The organism is Pseudoalteromonas rubra (assembly GCF_004212645.1).
Classification (GTDB): Bacteria; Pseudomonadota; Gammaproteobacteria; order Enterobacterales; family Alteromonadaceae; genus Pseudoalteromonas; species Pseudoalteromonas rubra_G.
This window is the reverse complement of record NZ_PPUZ01000032.1, coordinates 97,455-112,195: the sequence shown is the minus strand read 5'-3', so window position 1 is coordinate 112,195 and position 14,741 is coordinate 97,455. Positions and strand designations below refer to the sequence as shown.

Below are 14,741 nucleotides of genomic sequence, written 5' to 3'. Positions count from 1 at the left end.
CTAAGATTTCTCCGCCAGAATACGCTGTACCGGTTTGAAACTGGTTCTGTGATGCGGTGTTGCGCCGTGTTCGCTGAGCGCTGCAAAATGTGCTTTGGTCGGGTAGCCCTTGTGCGCCGCAAAACCATAGTGTGGATATTGCTTATCCAGCTCCAGCATTTCCTGATCGCGGGTCACTTTTGCCAGGATAGAGGCGGCACTGATCTCGGCGACCAGGCTGTCGCCTTTAACCACCGCCTGAGCAGGCACACTCAGTTCGGGCAAGCGATTGCCGTCAACAAATACAAACTCGGCTTTCACTGCTAAGCCTTCTACCGCGCGCGTCATGGCCAGCATAGTGGCATGCAGGATATTCAGCTCATCAATTTCGCTCACCGTAGCACGTGCCACGTGGTAGCACAGTGCTTTTTGTTTGATCTCCTCAGCCAGCAGCAAGCGCTTTTTCTCGGTAAGTTTTTTGGAATCCGTAAGCCCTTCTATCGGGTTGGCCGGGTCCAGGATCACCGCCGCTGTGACCACATCACCCACCAAAGGGCCACGGCCTACTTCATCTACGCCTGCAATATACTGCACATCAGGACGTTCAATTTGCATCAATTAACTCCACTACAGCCTGTGCCGCCTGTTTGCTGGCGTCACGGCGAATATTCTGGTGAATATCATAAAAACGTTGGATAAGCGCTGAGTTGTCTCCTTTCAGCAAAGGCAGCAATGCATCTGTGAGTGCATCGGGGTTACAATCCTGTTGTAAAAACTCTTCAACCAGGGCTTCATCTGCCAACAGATTTGGCAAAGAAAAGTGCTTAATGTTGAAGGTAAAAAAGGTATTAAAAATCCAATAACTGAGCGGCTTGAGCTTATAACCGACCACCATTGGCTTTTTATACAGCATGGCCTCCAGTGTTGCTGTACCCGAGGCGAGCAAAACGGCTGTTGCCGCCGTCATCGCCAGCGAGGACTGACCATCGAGTAAAATGGTTCTCAGCTCAGGGGCAACCTGGGCCTGAATAGCCTGGAACTGCGCTTTGCGCTTGTCGTTCACCAGAGGCACAAGAATTTTCAGGTTGGGGATCTTATCCGCCAACGCTTTGGCGGTCAGTAAATAGGTTTCACTGAGCTGGCTCACTTCTGAGCCGCGACTGCCTGGCAACAAAGCCAGCACAGTATCTGAGTCTTTCAGGCCCAGCTTCGCGCGTGCGGCTGACACATCCACATCCAGCGGGATTTCATCCGCCAGCGTGTGGCCCACAAAAGTACACGGCACTTCGTGCTTATCGTAAAAAGCTTTTTCGAATGGCAGCAGGGATAACACCAGGTTGGTGGCTTCTGCGATTTTAAAAATGCGTTTTTGTCGCCAGGCCCAGACCGACGGACTGACGTACTGGACAGTTTTAATGCCGGCCGCTTTAAGTGGCTTTTCTACGCGCAGGTTGAAGTCGGGCGCATCAATACCGATATAAATATCCGGCTTATGAGCGATAAAATGCTCGACCAGTTGTTTGCGGATTTTCAGCAAGCGTGGCAAACGCCCTAATACTTCCACCAGGCCCATCACGGCCAGCTCTTCCATATCGAATAAGGTTTCGCATCCGGCCGCCAGCATTTTTGGACCGGCAATACCGATAAATCGGGCATTAGGATAATGTTCGCGCAGTGCATGGATAAGCCCAGCACCTAAGATGTCGCCAGACAGCTCGCCGGCAACAATCCCTATCGTAATTTCTTTTTCGTTGGCCATGTGATTCATTTTAGAATAAAAAAACGCCATACAGGCTGTATGGCGTTAGTATATCAGATACAGATATGCGATGTAGAAAGGTTATCGGCCGTTATCAAAATTTAACGTACCAGCCCTCTTTCTGAGGTCGCAATAAAGTCAATCATGTCCTGAACACCGGCAAACTTTGCGGCATCCTCACGCATGACTTCCAGCGCTTCATCCAGCTTAAGACCTTTACGGAACAAAGTCTTATAAGCACGACGAATGGCCATGATCTCATCCGATTCATAGCCCCGGCGCTTCAACCCTTCTGTATTTACAGCTGCGGGACGCGCAGGCGTGCCGGTGGTCGTTACAAATGGCGGTACGTCCTGATTCACTCCGCTGTACATGCCAACAAAGGCATGAGCGCCGATTTTACAGAACTGATGGACACCTGAATTACCAGCTAAAATCACAAAGTCGCCGACATGTACATGCCCAGCCACACTCGCATTGTTAGCGAAAATCACGTTGTTGCCAATGACAGCATCGTGCGCAACATGGGTGTATGCCATAAACAGGTTATTGCTGCCTATCTGAGTGATGCCTTTATCCTGAATGGTGCCACGGTGGATAGTGGCGCATTCGCGGATAATGTTGTTGTCACCAATCACCAGCTTGGTGGGTTCATCCTTGTACTTTTTATCTTGGCAGGCTTCGCCGACTGATGCGAACTGAAAAATATGGTTACCAGAACCAATCAAGCTGGGTCCTTTGATCACCACGTGAGACTCTATTTTACAGTTGTCTCCGATAACAACATCGTTGCCGATATAGCTATAGGGACCAACCGATACGTTGTCGCCCAGTTGAGCACCTGACTCAATAATTGCAGTAGGATGGATCACGCTTAAAACTCTCTTCTTGCACACATTAGTTCAGCGCTACATACGACCTTGCCGTCGACCTTTGCAACACCAGAAAACTTCCAAATATTGCGGCGCTCTTTCACAAATTCAACATGCAAATGCATGGTATCACCCGGTACGACCGGCTGCTTGAAGCGCGCATTATCTATCGCTGCAAACAAGTATAGTTCATTATCACCGCGATTCTCGACGGTCTTAAACCCAAGCAGGCCAGTCGCCTGAGCCATGGCTTCTAAAATCATCACGCCTGGGAAAATAGGCTGATCAGGAAAGTGGCCTGTAAAAATAGGCTCGTTAGCAGTCACATTTTTGACTGCATGTAAGTATTCGCCAGGTTTATAATCAATGACCTTGTCTACCAGCAGCATCGGGTAACGATGAGGCAGTAGCTTGAGGATTTCTTGAATATCGAAGCTATTTAATTCGTTGGCCAAAATAACATCCTTTAGTTATCAGTATGTTTAAGCTGTTCAGTGAGGCTTTCCAGCGCTTTTAATCGCGCCTTAAAATCCGAAAGGTTACGCAGGTGAGCAATGTTTTTACGCCACTCTTTGTTTGTGGTGTGTGGCATACCTGATGAGTAAATCCCCGGCTCGGAGATCCCCTTGGTTACCATGCTCATGCCTGTAATGACGACTCCGTCACACACTTCATTGTGTCCGTTGACAGCTACCATACCGCCAATTTGGCAATGTTTGCCGATTTTCACGCTACCGGCCATCACGCTACACCCCGCAATGGCGGTACCATAACCAATCTCAACATTGTGTGCGATTTGAATTTGGTTATCCAAAATCACATTGTCGTGGATCACCGTGTCATCCAGCGCACCACGATCTATGGTCGTGCTCGCCCCGACTTCTACACGGTTACCAATAATGACGCTGCCAAGCTGAGGAATTTTAATCCATTCGCCGCCTTCGTTAGCATAACCAAAGCCATCGCTACCGATCACAGCGCCAGACTGAAATAAACACGACTCGCCGATAACCACTTCATGGTAAATCGTCACGTTAGCCCAGAGCTTAGTTTTTGCACCAATACGGGTATGTTTACCAACAAAGCAACCCGGGCCTATCTGTACGTCATCACCCAGTTCAACGCCTGCTTCTATCACGGCATTTGCACCAATGCTGACATTTTTCCCAAGTGTCACCGACTCATGGACTGAGGCTCGCTCATGAATTCCCTGCGCAGAATCTGGCGTGGTATCCATATATTGCGCAAGCTTGGCATACGCGACGTAAGGGTTGTCACAGACTAACTTGTTACCCGGGAAGTGTTCAGCCTCAGAGGGCGCCAGTATGACTGCCCCTGCTTGCGTAGTGGCAAGCTGGCTGCGGTATTTTTTGTTTGCCAGGAACGCGATATCCTGGCCACCTGCATTAAGCAAAGTGGCTATTTTCTCAATTGGCTGAGACGGATCGCCCTGTAAATCGGCGCCCACAGCGTCAGCCAATTGCGACAAAGTGTAGTGTTTGGTCATTACTTTTTACTGACTACTTCAACAATTTTATCAGACAGGTCAGAAACTTTATCAGGGTTAAAGTAAATTGTCGTATCTTTTACACGAACTTCGTCGTATTTTTCTTTTTTGGCAACTTCTTCAATGGCATCAACGATCAGTTTCTGTACTTTTGCCAGTTCCTGATTTTGACGCGTTTTGATTTCTTGCTCTAAAGGACGACCCTTTTCAGCCAGCTCTTGCTGCATGCCCTGGATTTTCTGACGCAGTGCTGTTTTTTGATCTTCGCTCATGGTTGCGCTTTCACGCTTGAACTTTTCAGCTTCGAAACGAATGTCACCTTGTAGTTTTTCTAGTTCTTGACGACGCTCGGCGAACTCTGACTTTAACGTTTGCTCAATTTTAGCCATTTGCGGCAGTTTTGAGTAAATGCTTTGCATGTCGATCAGGCCAACTTTGTGTGCAAAAGCAGACGCAGAAGCCCCCATCATGAGTGTTGCCATCAGCGCCATGGCCGAAGTTTTGAATAGTTTTTTCACAATTAGCTCCTTAGAAAGTATTACTTATGTTAAAGCTGATGAAGTCAGTTTCATCATCTTCTTCTTTTTTCAGTGGGTAGGCAAAGCTGATCAACATAGGTCCCATTGGCGAGATCCACTGTACAGATAAGCCTGTAGACACTCTGAATCGACTTGGATCTGAGTAGTCTGATAATGTTTTGTATACATCTGGTGACAAGTTCGTATAACGGTCAGCATCGAACTCGGTATCCCAGACGTTCGCAGCATCAACAAAGAAGCTGGTACGTACTGAACTGGTATTTTCCTCATCCATGAATGGCGTCGGTACAATCATCTCAATACCGGCCAGCGCTTTTGCGTTACCACCGATACGACCACCCTGGATCAGGTTGTCAAACTGCGGATCGCCACCAATTGAGCCAGGCACGGTACCATCAGGTAACGGTGTGCCACCAATTGAGGAAGGTGAACGCTGCAATGCGCGCGGCAAAATGGTATTACGGTCAAAGCCACGCAATTCCATCTCGGTAATGCGATAGAACTCCTGGAATGGCAAGGTTTGTTCAAAGCCATTGATTTCGCCGTAACCATTACCATAAGCAAGTCCCGCGCGGGCAGAGAATACCCAGCGATGGTCGTTACTGACAGGCCAGTAGAAGCGTGAATCATAGTTTACTTTGAAGAAGTTCAGATCCGAGTTAGGTGTTGTCACCCTGAAAGTGGCGCTCTGTCGAGAGCCGTCTGTCGGGAACATACCACGGTTAACCGTGATCCGTGACCAGCCCACACTCAGCTCGTACTTGGTAAAGTCGAACCCTGCATCCGGGTTTTCCGGATCGGTAAAGGCCAAACGCATCACCCGTGATTGCTCGTAATCCGGGATACGATCCAGTTCTTCTTCAATCCAGCGTACACCAAAGTTAATCCGGTTCACCGCATCGATTGGGAAACCGAAATTGGTGCCAATACCATAGTTAGTCTGGTCGTAATCGATCAGGCCCAGCTTGCTGCCGTCAAAGTCGCTGTAGAAGATGCTGCTACCCTGCGACACACCATCCGGCGTGAAGTAAGGGTTAGTATAAGACACCGTATAACGCTTCGAGCCGCGGCCCGTGTTAATGTTAAACGCCAGCTGATTACCCGTACCCAGGAAGTTAGATTCACTGACCCCAACGTTAAATTGCAAGCCGCCGTATGAACCGTAGGCCACACCGGCCTGGAAGCTCCCCGCAGGCTGCTCTTTCACTTTAAAGTCAACGTCAACCTGGTCGTCAATGCCTGGAATAGGCTTAACTTCAAAGTCAACACTTTCCATGTAGGGCAGACGTTGGATCTGCAGTTTAGAGCGCTCCAGGCTCTGGTTAGACAACCAGGCGCCTTCAAGCTGTGTCATTTCACGACGCACTACGTGGTCGGCAGTGACCTGGTTACCATTAACCGCAATGCGACGCACGTAAACACGCTTGCCGGGATCAACTGCCAGGGTAAGTTTTACTTCTTTGTTTTCGTCATCAATGTCGGGCACGGTGCGTACCTCGGCATTAGCATAACCAAAGCGTGCCAGGTAGCTTTTGATGAATTCTTCGGTGGCCGTTACGATTGAACCATTGTAAAGCTCGCCGCTTTTCAGTGGCACAACACTGCGGATCAAGTCTTCACGGCCCAGCAGATCGCCAATGAATTCGAAGTCTTTAACCATATACTGCTCGCCTTCGGTCAGGTTGGCAGTGACATAGACAGACTCACGCTCTGGGCTCACGGATACCTGAGTTGAATCTATATTGAAACGCAGATAGCCACGGTCAAGATAGTAGCTGCGGATCTTTTCCAGATCGCCTTCAATGGTTTGCTTCTGGTATCGGTCGCTCGACAGGAACTTCCACCAGGGTAAGTCTTGTTGCGATTCAACCAGCTTCAATAATTCTTCGTCAGAGAATAACTCGTTACCAACCAGGTTAATCTGCCTGACCGATGCTGCATCTCCCTCTTTGAAGTCTAGCTTTAAGCGGACTCGGTTACGAGGCAGCTCAACAATGCTCATTTCAATTTTGGCATTGTATTTACCGATACTATGAAAGAACTCGATCAGACCTTTTTCGACGCTGTCGATGACCGTTCTGTCGAGGGTTTCACCGGCACGGATATTCTGCTGATCTAAGCTTTCCTGCAACTGCTCATCTTTGATGTCTTTGTTACCATCAAATTCGATTGATGCAATGGTTGGACGCTCTTTAACTTTGAAAATAACCTGATTGCCGTCACGGTATGCAGAGATATCGTCGAAGTGACCAGACGCAAACAGCGCCTTAATTGTCTTGGACACCGTGTAGTCATCAACTTGATCACCCACGTTAATAGGAATATGTGTTAACGCCGCGCCCAGCGCAACGCGCTGCAGGCCTTCAACTTTCAAATCTTCTACGATAAAGGAGTTTTGCCCCAGAGCAGCAAAGCTCGCGCCCAGTAAACTCGTTACAGCTAAATGTTTTTTTATAGGCATTTTATTATCTTTATCCTTTACAGCTTACGGCGAACAGTGCGCCTCAATTGCTATCGCACCTTGCGGCCTAAAGCCTCGATACATCGTTAAGTAGTGCAAAACAAGTTAGCGCCAGGAGCACAACTGCACCCACCTTGTAGCCTAACTCTTGTGTCTTTTCAGAGACCGGTTTTTTGCGAATAAGTTCAATAAAGTAATACATTAAGTGCCCGCCATCTAAGACCGGCAGGGGTAAAAGGTTAAAAACCCCCAGGTTGACGCTGATTAAAGCCAAAAAGCCTAAAAATGCGACAAACCCGTAACTGACACTATTTCCGGCCCCAACGGCAATACCAACCGGCCCGCTGAGATTTTTAACCGATACCTGCCCGGTCAATAAATTACCAATCATCTCAAAACTGAGCGCCGTTAAGTCGTAGGTCTTTTTAACGCCCAGCACGATACTATCGAACACCCCGTATTGTCTAGTTTCAATATACCCTTCTGGCCAGGGCTCAAGCACCGGCACCACGCCCAGATAGCCGATGAGGATACCGTTATTATCTTCACGGCCCTGAGGCGTCGGGTAAAGATCAACCTCTTCGCCGGCTCTTTGCACCACCAAATGGCTGCGTTGTTGTGCTGAGGTTTGTACCAGCTGAACGAATTGCTCCCAGGAATGCAGAGCTTCATTGTTATAACGCAGCAGCTTGTCGCCGTTGGCTAATCCGGCTTGCTCAGCAGCAGAGCCTTTAGCTACCTGTGCAATTTCCAGTTTAAGGTCCGGACGGTAGGGTTGAACGCCAACTGAGGTCAACGGGGGGACGTCCTGCTCGTCCAGCCGCCACTGTCGAGTGTCGAGCTGGCGCAATGCCAGTTGGCCTTTGCTGTCTTGTACTTTGAGTATGATTTCAGATTCGCCCAGGCCGCTCATCAGTGCAAAGGTAACTTCCTGCCAAGACTGAACAAGCTGCTCATCAACACTGATAATGCGATCGCCCGGCTGCACCTGAGCTTGAGCGGCGATGCTGTTTTCGGCCACCCCGCCGACGATCGGTTTGGCATTTTGCACCCCAATCATGTACATCACCGCGAGGACCAAGATAGCGAATAAAAAGTTAGCAAGGGGTCCGGCTGCGGCAATGGCGATTCTGGACAGTACAGGCTTGTTGTTAAATGAGAGATGTTGCTCTGAAGCGGGTACCTCATCGACACGTTCATCTAACATGCGAACGTATCCACCGAGCGGAATAGCGGCAATGACATATTCAGTGCCCAGCTTGTCATACCAACGGATCAGGGGTTTACCAAACCCGATGGAAAAACGCAGCACTTTCACGCCGGCTTTTCTGGCAACCCAAAAATGGCCATATTCATGTACGGCCACCAAGATCCCCAGCGCGACGATGAAAGAACCCAGGTTCCAGAAAAATTCCAACATAATGACTCCTACTTAGTGATCAGTTCCCTGGCCAGTCTGCGGGCTTGCGCATCCTGTGCCATAATCGCGTCCACAGAGTGTAAAGGCTCCAGGTGGCAACGTTCAAGCACTTCGGCGTTAATGCGATAAATATCGCAAAAACCAATTTGCTCGCTTAAAAAGGCCGCGACAGCGATTTCATTTGCCGCGTTTAATGTTGTTGTTGCAGATTGACCACTACGGCAGGCATCGATTGCCAGCTTTAAGTTTGGATAACGGTTGAAATCGGGCTTAGTAAAGGTGAAGTCGACGATATCGGCAAAGTCGAGCGGCCTGACGCCCGCTTCAATACGCTCAGGATAAGCCAGACCATAAGCAATGGGCGTGCGCATATCGGGCTGACCCATTTGCGCGATCACCGAGCCATCGATGTACTGCACCATGGAATGGATCATGCTTTGCGGGTGGATGACCACTTCTATGTCGTCGGCCTGGCAATGAAACAGCCACTTTGCTTCGACAAATTCCAGCCCTTTATTCATCATGGTGGCAGAATCCACCGAAATCTTCTGCCCCATTGACCAGTTAGGATGTGCGACAGCCTCAGCCACGGTCACATCAGCCAGCGTATCAATGTCGCGGTTTAAAAAGGGTCCACCGGAGCCGGTTAGCAGGATTTTGCGGATCCCTTGTGCATCCAGGGCGGTGTTGTCACCGTTTTGCAGTGAGCCTGGCAAACACTGAAAGATGGCATTGTGTTCGCTGTCTATGGGCAGCAAAGTGGCACCGTGGCGCTCTACTTTGTCCATAAACAGCTGGCCAGACATGACCAGAGATTCTTTATTGGCCAGCAGCACTTTTTTGCCCTGCTCTACCGCCGCCAGTGTTGGCAATAATCCCGCCGCACCGACGATGGCCGACATCACGATATCGACGTCGGGGTGAGCCGCCATATCACACATGGCCCCAGTGCCACTGAGCACCTCAATTTGCGACGAATTCAAAGCCGCAATCACTTCTTTGGCAGCCTGTTCTGAGCCCATAACAACATAACGGGGCTGATGCTTTAGCGCCTGCTCAACAACCCGCGCCACGTTGCGCCCGGCAACCAGCGCAAAAACCTGATATCGCGTTTGATTTCGCTCAACGACATCCAGCGTTGATGTGCCAATAGAGCCTGTAGACCCTAAAATAACCAGGTTTTTTTTGTCACTCATAAGGTTACCGTCCAGGCATACAGCAGAGCAAAAATCGGCGCGGCAGCCGTTAAGCTGTCGATACGGTCGAGAATGCCACCATGTCCTGGCAGGCATTTACCTGAATCTTTTAAACCGGCTTCGCGCTTGAACATGCTCTCGAGCAGATCGCCAATTGCAGAAAACAAGGCAATCACAACAGTCAGCCCGGCATACAGCAACCACTGGTGCTGCTCTACATCGCTGCAATAACAGAAGATGACGACAAACACGACAGAGGTCAGTAAACCGCCCAGCAAGCCTTCAATGGTTTTATTCGGGCTGACATTGGGCATCAGTTTGTGTTTGCCAAAGTTTTTACCGGCGAAGTAAGCGCCGATGTCGGCACTCCAGACAATGCCCAGCACCACCATAATTAGCACTGAGCCATATTGCTCTGCCTGATGATACTCCGCACTGCGCAGCACATTGAGTGCCAGCCACAGGGGAATAAGCGTCAGGAATCCGGCGATGGTACGCATGATCATGCCGTCGTTCCAGGCTCTGGCCATACGCGGGTAATTCATAACCAGGATGGTTGCGACCAGCCACCAGGCGGCGGCTAATGTAAAGACATAATTTGCGTCGGCGACCAGACGGCCCTGGTGCCACAGCTCAGTGATCGGCCAGTGCATATGCAGGCCAGCCAAAACGGCGGCCATCATGGCAACATAAACACCTTTGTGCATGCGGTTAGTCAAACCAATAAATGCGGCCCATTCCCAGGCACCCATTAAGATAATGGCGCCGGCGATCACGCTAAATAAATTAAGCGGTGTAAAAAACACCAATAGTAAAGCCAGTGGCGCCAGCACCACCGACGTCATAACACGTTGTTTTAACAAACTTTATACCTTCAACTTGTTGTTTTGCGCTCGGCGAGTAATTGTTTTATTTGTTCGCCGGTACAACCGAAACGTCGTTCTCTGGACACATAACAGGCCAGCGCTTCTGAAAACGCTTCTTCATTAAAGTCGGGCCATAATGTTTCGGTAAAATAGAGCTCAGCATACGCTGCCTGCCACAGTAGGAAATTACTGATGCGGTAATCTCCACCGGTGCGGATCAATAGATCAAGCGGGCTTTGATCCGCCATGGTGAGCTGCGATGAAATCGCGTCTTCAGTAATGTCGCTCGCCTGGATGGCGCCATCAGCGACCTGCTCAGCCAATGACTGGGCTGCCTGCATGATATCCCAGCGACCACCATAATTGGCCGCAATATTCAACTTTAGCCCCGAGTTGTGCTCGGTTAATTGTTCTGCATCGGCAACTTTTTGCTGTAACCCGGCAGGAAAACGCGAGATGTCACCAATGATTGTCAGCTTCACATTATTCTTATGAAGCTTCTTAACTTCTTTACTCAATACAAACAGGAATAATTCCATCAAAGTGCTGACCTCGTCCTCAGGACGACGCCAGTTTTCACTACTGAAAGCGAACAACGTCAATGACTCTATCCCTAGCTTAGAGCAAAACTGCACAGCATTGCGAACTGAATCTACCCCTTTTTTATGTCCGTATGCACGGGGACGCTTACGCGCCTGGGCCCAGCGGCCATTTCCATCCATAATGATAGCGACATGTTTGGGCAGAGATTGCTGTGAAATTGCGTCAGCGGTTAAAATCATAATGCCTATTTAAGTAAAAAAAAACGCCGTCTAGTATACCTTAGACGGCGCTGCAAACCTAATAAATTTGTGGCTGCTTAGATTTCCATCAGCTCGGCTTCTTTGGCGCTCAGCTGGGTGTCCATCTCTTTGATAAACTTATCAGTTAGCTTCTGGATCTCGTCTTCTGCCTGACGTGCTTCGTCTTCAGAAATCTCTTTATCCTTCAGCAATGACTTCACGTCACCGTTGGCGTCACGACGAATGTTACGAACCGCAACACGGCCGCCTTCTACTTCGCCACGTACGATCTTGATCAGGTCCTTACGACGCTCTTCCGTCAGCGGAGGCAGAGGTACACGGATAACCGTACCGGCAGACATTGGGTTAAGACCCAAGTCAGATGCCATAATGGCCTTTTCTACCGCTTGTGCCAGAGACTTGTCGAATACGCTGATAGCCAGAGTACGAGAGTCTTCTACTGTCACGTTGGCAACCTGGTTCAGAGGCGTATCAGCACCGTAGTAAGATACTGAAATACCATCAAGTAGTGCCGGGTGTGCACGGCCAGTGCGGATTTTAGACAGCTGGCTTGCCAGCGCAGCTACACTTTTAGTCATACGCTCTTGCGCATCTTTTTTAATATCATCAATCACAGTGCTATCCTATTCTTTACTGTATTAATCGGACTCAGCTGGCGAGTTTAATTACTGTTTTGCAAAGGCTTATCGCCTAAGCCCTTACTCCGCAGCTGGTTGTGTACTGATTAAAGTGCCTTCTTCTTCACCCATGATAACACGCTTTAGCGCGCCTGGTTTGTTCATGTTGAATACGCTCAAAGGCATGTTGTGGTCACGAGCCAGGGTAAATGCCGCCAGGTCCATAACCTTTAATTCTCTTTCAATCACTTCATTGTACGTCAGGTGACGGTGTAATTCTGCCTCTGGATTTTTCACCGGATCATCACTAAATACGCCATCTACTTTAGTGGCCTTGATCACCGTATCGGCTTCAATTTCGATACCGCGCAGACAGGCTGCTGAATCTGTGGTGAAGAACGGATTACCAGTACCTGCAGAGAAGATCACGACGCGGCCTGATTTCAACAAGCTAATTGCTTCTGCCCAGTTGTATGCATCACATACACCATTGAGTGGAATGGCAGACATCAGACGGGCATTCACAAACGCTCTGTGCAGTGCGTCACGCATCGCCAGACCATTCATCACAGTTGCCAGCATGCCCATGTGGTCACCCACTACGCGGTTCATACCCGCTTCGGCCAAAGAGCCGCCACGTAAGAAGTTACCGCCGCCGATAACCAAACCCACTTCTACGTCGAGTTCTACAAGTTCTTTTATTTCTTGGGCCATACGATCCAATACTTTAGGATCGATTCCAAAGCCTTCATCTCCCATCAAAGCTTCGCCGCTAAGTTTAAGAAGAACGCGTCTAAAAACAGGTTTTCGATTGATAGTCATAATTTCCGGGCCAAATTAAAAGTGAGATACAAAATAACCGCGCTTATGAAAGACATAAATGCGCGGTTATTTTAGAGAATTTTGTGCAGTGACGCAAAAGCAAATCTCATCTCGAGGGGGCTTTTGCATCACTTAATCACCTAAGCGTGATTATTCGCCTTTCGCAGCTGCGATTTGAGCAGCAACTTCAGCAGCGAAGTCTTCTTCTTTCTTCTCGATACCTTCACCAACTTCAAGGCGAATGAATGAAGAAACAGAAGCACCTTTCTCTTTCAGGTACTCGCCAACAGACTTCTTAGGCTCCATGATGAACGCTTGACCAGTAAGAGAGATCTCACCAGTGAACTTCTTCATGCGGCCAACAACCATTTTCTCAGCGATTTCAGCAGGCTTGCCTTCGTTCATAGCGATTTCAACCTGAACCGCTTTTTCTTTCTCTACAACCTCAGCAGGTACGTCTTCTGGGTTTAGGTAGTCAGGCTTAGAAGCAGCAACGTGCATTGCAACGTGCTTCAGAGTCTCTTCGTCAGCATCACCAGTTACAACAACACCGATACGGTCGCCGTGACGGTATGCAGAGATGTTTTCGCCGTCGATGTACTCAACGCGACGAACGTTGATGTTTTCACCGATTTTAGCAACTAGTGCAACACGTGTTTCTTCGAACTGAGCTTTCAAAGTTTCGATGTCTGTCTTAGCTTCAGCAGCAGCGTCAAGAACAGCGTTAGCGAAACCCAGGAAGTTTTCGTCTTTAGCAACGAAGTCAGTTTGACAGTTAACTTCAAGAAGTGCAGCGAAACCTTCACCTTGCTTGATCAGGATTGTACCTTCAGCAGCAATGTTACCAGCTTTTTTAGCCGCTTTAGCAGCACCGCTCTTACGCATGTTCTCGATCGCCAGATCGATGTCACCGTTAGTTTCAGTCAGTGCTTTTTTACAATCCATCATGCCAGCGCCAGTACGCTCGCGAAGTTCTTTAACTAGGGCAGCAGTTACAGCCATTAGAATATCCTCAATTCTGAATTCGGTTTTTTGATAAGCGAATTACCGCTTGTAAAGAATATCAAGTCTTCGGAAAAATAAGATGAAGACTTGATGACAGCTTAGTGCGTTACAACCGGCCACCCGCACACCTGTGTTGCCAGTGGCACGGTTTGTAATCTATTACTCAGCTTCTACGAAGTCGTCGCTTTCAGCTTGAGCAACGATGTTGCTTTCACGACCTTCAGTGATAGCAGTTGCAACAGCACCAGTGTAAAGCTGGATAGCGCGGATCGCGTCATCGTTACCTGGGATGATGAAGTCAACGCCGTCTGGGTTAGAGTTAGTATCAACAACAGATACTACTGGAATGCCCAGGTTGTTTGCTTCACGGATAGCGATGTGCTCGTGGTCAGCATCGATGATGAAGATAGCGTCTGGAAGACCGCCCATATCTTTGATACCACCAAGGCTCTTCTCAAGCTTTTCCATTTCACGAGTTTTCATCAAAGCTTCTTTTTTAGTCAGCTTCTCGAAAGTACCGTCTTGGCTTTGAGTCTCAAGGTCTTTAAGACGCTTGATTGACTGACGAACTGTTTTCCAGTTAGTCAGCATACCACCTAACCAACGGTGATTTACGTAGAACTGCTCGCTTTGAATAGCTGCTTCTTTAACTGCTTCGCTTGCAGCGCGCTTAGTACCTACGAAAAGGATTTTACCTTTGTTAGATGCAACGTTCGAAAGGAACTTAAGTGCATCGTTGAACATAGGAACAGTCTTTTCCAGGTTGATGATATGTACACGGTTACGAGCGCCGAAGATGAAAGGCTTCATCTTAGGGTTCCAGTAACGAGCCTGGTGACCGAAGTGAACACCAGCTTGAAGCATATCGCGCATTGAAACGTTTGCCATTTGTATT

General features: G+C 48.8%; 15 protein-coding genes. All 15 read right to left on the bottom strand.

Features of this window, described 5'->3' with window-relative positions:
* Entirely contained in the window at positions 1-594 is a 594-nt protein-coding gene (gene rnhB, locus C3B51_RS12350) for a ribonuclease HII (protein WP_125720882.1), read from the bottom strand.
* Positions 584-1,738, bottom strand: coding sequence for a lipid-A-disaccharide synthase (gene lpxB / locus C3B51_RS12345; protein ID WP_430929776.1), 1,155 nt, complete (start codon positions 1,736-1,738; stop codon positions 584-586). The genes rnhB and lpxB overlap by 11 nt, the downstream gene beginning before the upstream one ends.
* Positions 1,739-1,839: 101 nt before the next feature.
* Complete coding sequence (gene lpxA / locus C3B51_RS12340) at positions 1,840-2,610, bottom strand: acyl-ACP--UDP-N-acetylglucosamine O-acyltransferase (RefSeq protein WP_130245218.1); 771 nt, start codon at positions 2,608-2,610, stop codon at positions 1,840-1,842.
* Between the two features lie 2 nt (positions 2,611-2,612).
* Positions 2,613-3,065, bottom strand: coding sequence for a 3-hydroxyacyl-ACP dehydratase FabZ (gene fabZ, locus C3B51_RS12335; RefSeq protein WP_046003863.1), 453 nt, complete (start codon positions 3,063-3,065; stop codon positions 2,613-2,615).
* Positions 3,066-3,076: 11 nt separating this feature from the next.
* Positions 3,077-4,117 (bottom strand): UDP-3-O-(3-hydroxymyristoyl)glucosamine N-acyltransferase, encoded by a 1,041-nt coding sequence (lpxD, locus tag C3B51_RS12330; RefSeq protein WP_125720875.1) that lies wholly within the window; start codon positions 4,115-4,117, stop codon positions 3,077-3,079.
* A complete protein-coding gene (locus C3B51_RS12325) occupies positions 4,117-4,635 on the bottom strand; it encodes an OmpH family outer membrane protein (protein ID WP_125720873.1) in 519 nt (172 codons plus the stop codon). Before C3B51_RS12325 ends, lpxD begins: the two co-directional genes overlap by 1 nt.
* Before the next feature lie 10 nt (positions 4,636-4,645).
* Positions 4,646-7,117, bottom strand: coding sequence for an outer membrane protein assembly factor BamA (gene bamA, locus C3B51_RS12320; RefSeq protein WP_125720871.1), 2,472 nt, complete (start codon positions 7,115-7,117; stop codon positions 4,646-4,648).
* A 67-nt stretch (positions 7,118-7,184) separates the two neighbouring features.
* Entirely contained in the window at positions 7,185-8,537 is a 1,353-nt protein-coding gene (gene rseP / locus C3B51_RS12315) for a sigma E protease regulator RseP (RefSeq protein WP_130245217.1), read from the bottom strand.
* An 8-nt stretch (positions 8,538-8,545) separates the two neighbouring features.
* Complete coding sequence (gene ispC, locus C3B51_RS12310; RefSeq protein ID WP_130245216.1) at positions 8,546-9,733, bottom strand: 1-deoxy-D-xylulose-5-phosphate reductoisomerase; 1,188 nt, start codon at positions 9,731-9,733, stop codon at positions 8,546-8,548.
* Positions 9,730-10,596: a phosphatidate cytidylyltransferase gene (locus tag C3B51_RS12305; protein ID WP_125720865.1), complete on the bottom strand. Its 867-nt coding sequence runs from the start codon at positions 10,594-10,596 to the stop codon at positions 9,730-9,732. The genes ispC and C3B51_RS12305 overlap by 4 nt, the downstream gene beginning before the upstream one ends.
* Positions 10,597-10,607: 11 nt before the next feature.
* Complete coding sequence (locus C3B51_RS12300; RefSeq protein WP_130245215.1) at positions 10,608-11,381, bottom strand: isoprenyl transferase; 774 nt, start codon at positions 11,379-11,381, stop codon at positions 10,608-10,610.
* A gap of 77 nt (positions 11,382-11,458) precedes the next feature.
* Positions 11,459-12,016 carry a ribosome recycling factor gene (frr, locus tag C3B51_RS12295; RefSeq protein ID WP_010385751.1) on the bottom strand — a complete coding sequence of 186 codons (558 nt, stop codon included), beginning with the start codon at positions 12,014-12,016 and terminating at the stop codon, positions 11,459-11,461.
* Between the two features lie 84 nt (positions 12,017-12,100).
* Positions 12,101-12,841, bottom strand: a complete 741-nt coding sequence (gene pyrH / locus C3B51_RS12290) for a UMP kinase (RefSeq protein WP_130245214.1) — start codon at positions 12,839-12,841, stop codon at positions 12,101-12,103.
* A gap of 150 nt (positions 12,842-12,991) precedes the next feature.
* On the bottom strand, positions 12,992-13,843 hold the full coding sequence (gene tsf, locus C3B51_RS12285) for a translation elongation factor Ts (protein ID WP_125720861.1): 852 nt from the start codon (positions 13,841-13,843) through the stop codon (positions 12,992-12,994).
* 162 nt (positions 13,844-14,005) lie between these two features.
* Complete coding sequence (gene rpsB, locus C3B51_RS12280) at positions 14,006-14,734, bottom strand: 30S ribosomal protein S2 (RefSeq protein WP_049866374.1); 729 nt, start codon at positions 14,732-14,734, stop codon at positions 14,006-14,008.
* Positions 14,735-14,741: the final 7 nt, after the last annotated feature.

Bases quoted from the DNA above. Each gene is read 5' to 3' on its own strand.
- rnhB (WP_125720882.1), bottom strand. From the start codon at position 594: ATGCAAATTGAACGTCCTGATGTGCAGTATATTGCAGGCGTAGATGAA.
- lpxB (WP_430929776.1), bottom strand. From the start codon at position 1,738: ATGGCCAACGAAAAAGAAATTACGATAGGGATTGTTGCCGGCGAGCTG.
- lpxD (WP_125720875.1), bottom strand. From the start codon at position 4,117: ATGACCAAACACTACACTTTGTCGCAATTGGCTGACGCTGTGGGCGCC.
- bamA (WP_125720871.1), bottom strand. From the start codon at position 7,117: ATGCCTATAAAAAAACATTTAGCTGTAACGAGTTTACTGGGCGCGAGC.
- rseP (WP_130245217.1), bottom strand. From the start codon at position 8,537: ATGTTGGAATTTTTCTGGAACCTGGGTTCTTTCATCGTCGCGCTGGGG.
- ispC (WP_130245216.1), bottom strand. From the start codon at position 9,733: ATGAGTGACAAAAAAAACCTGGTTATTTTAGGGTCTACAGGCTCTATT.
- C3B51_RS12300 (WP_130245215.1), bottom strand. From the start codon at position 11,381: ATGATTTTAACCGCTGACGCAATTTCACAGCAATCTCTGCCCAAACAT.
- pyrH (WP_130245214.1), bottom strand. From the start codon at position 12,841: ATGACTATCAATCGAAAACCTGTTTTTAGACGCGTTCTTCTTAAACTT.
- tsf (WP_125720861.1), bottom strand. From the start codon at position 13,843: ATGGCTGTAACTGCTGCCCTAGTTAAAGAACTTCGCGAGCGTACTGGC.
- rpsB (WP_049866374.1), bottom strand. From the start codon at position 14,734: ATGGCAAACGTTTCAATGCGCGATATGCTTCAAGCTGGTGTTCACTTC.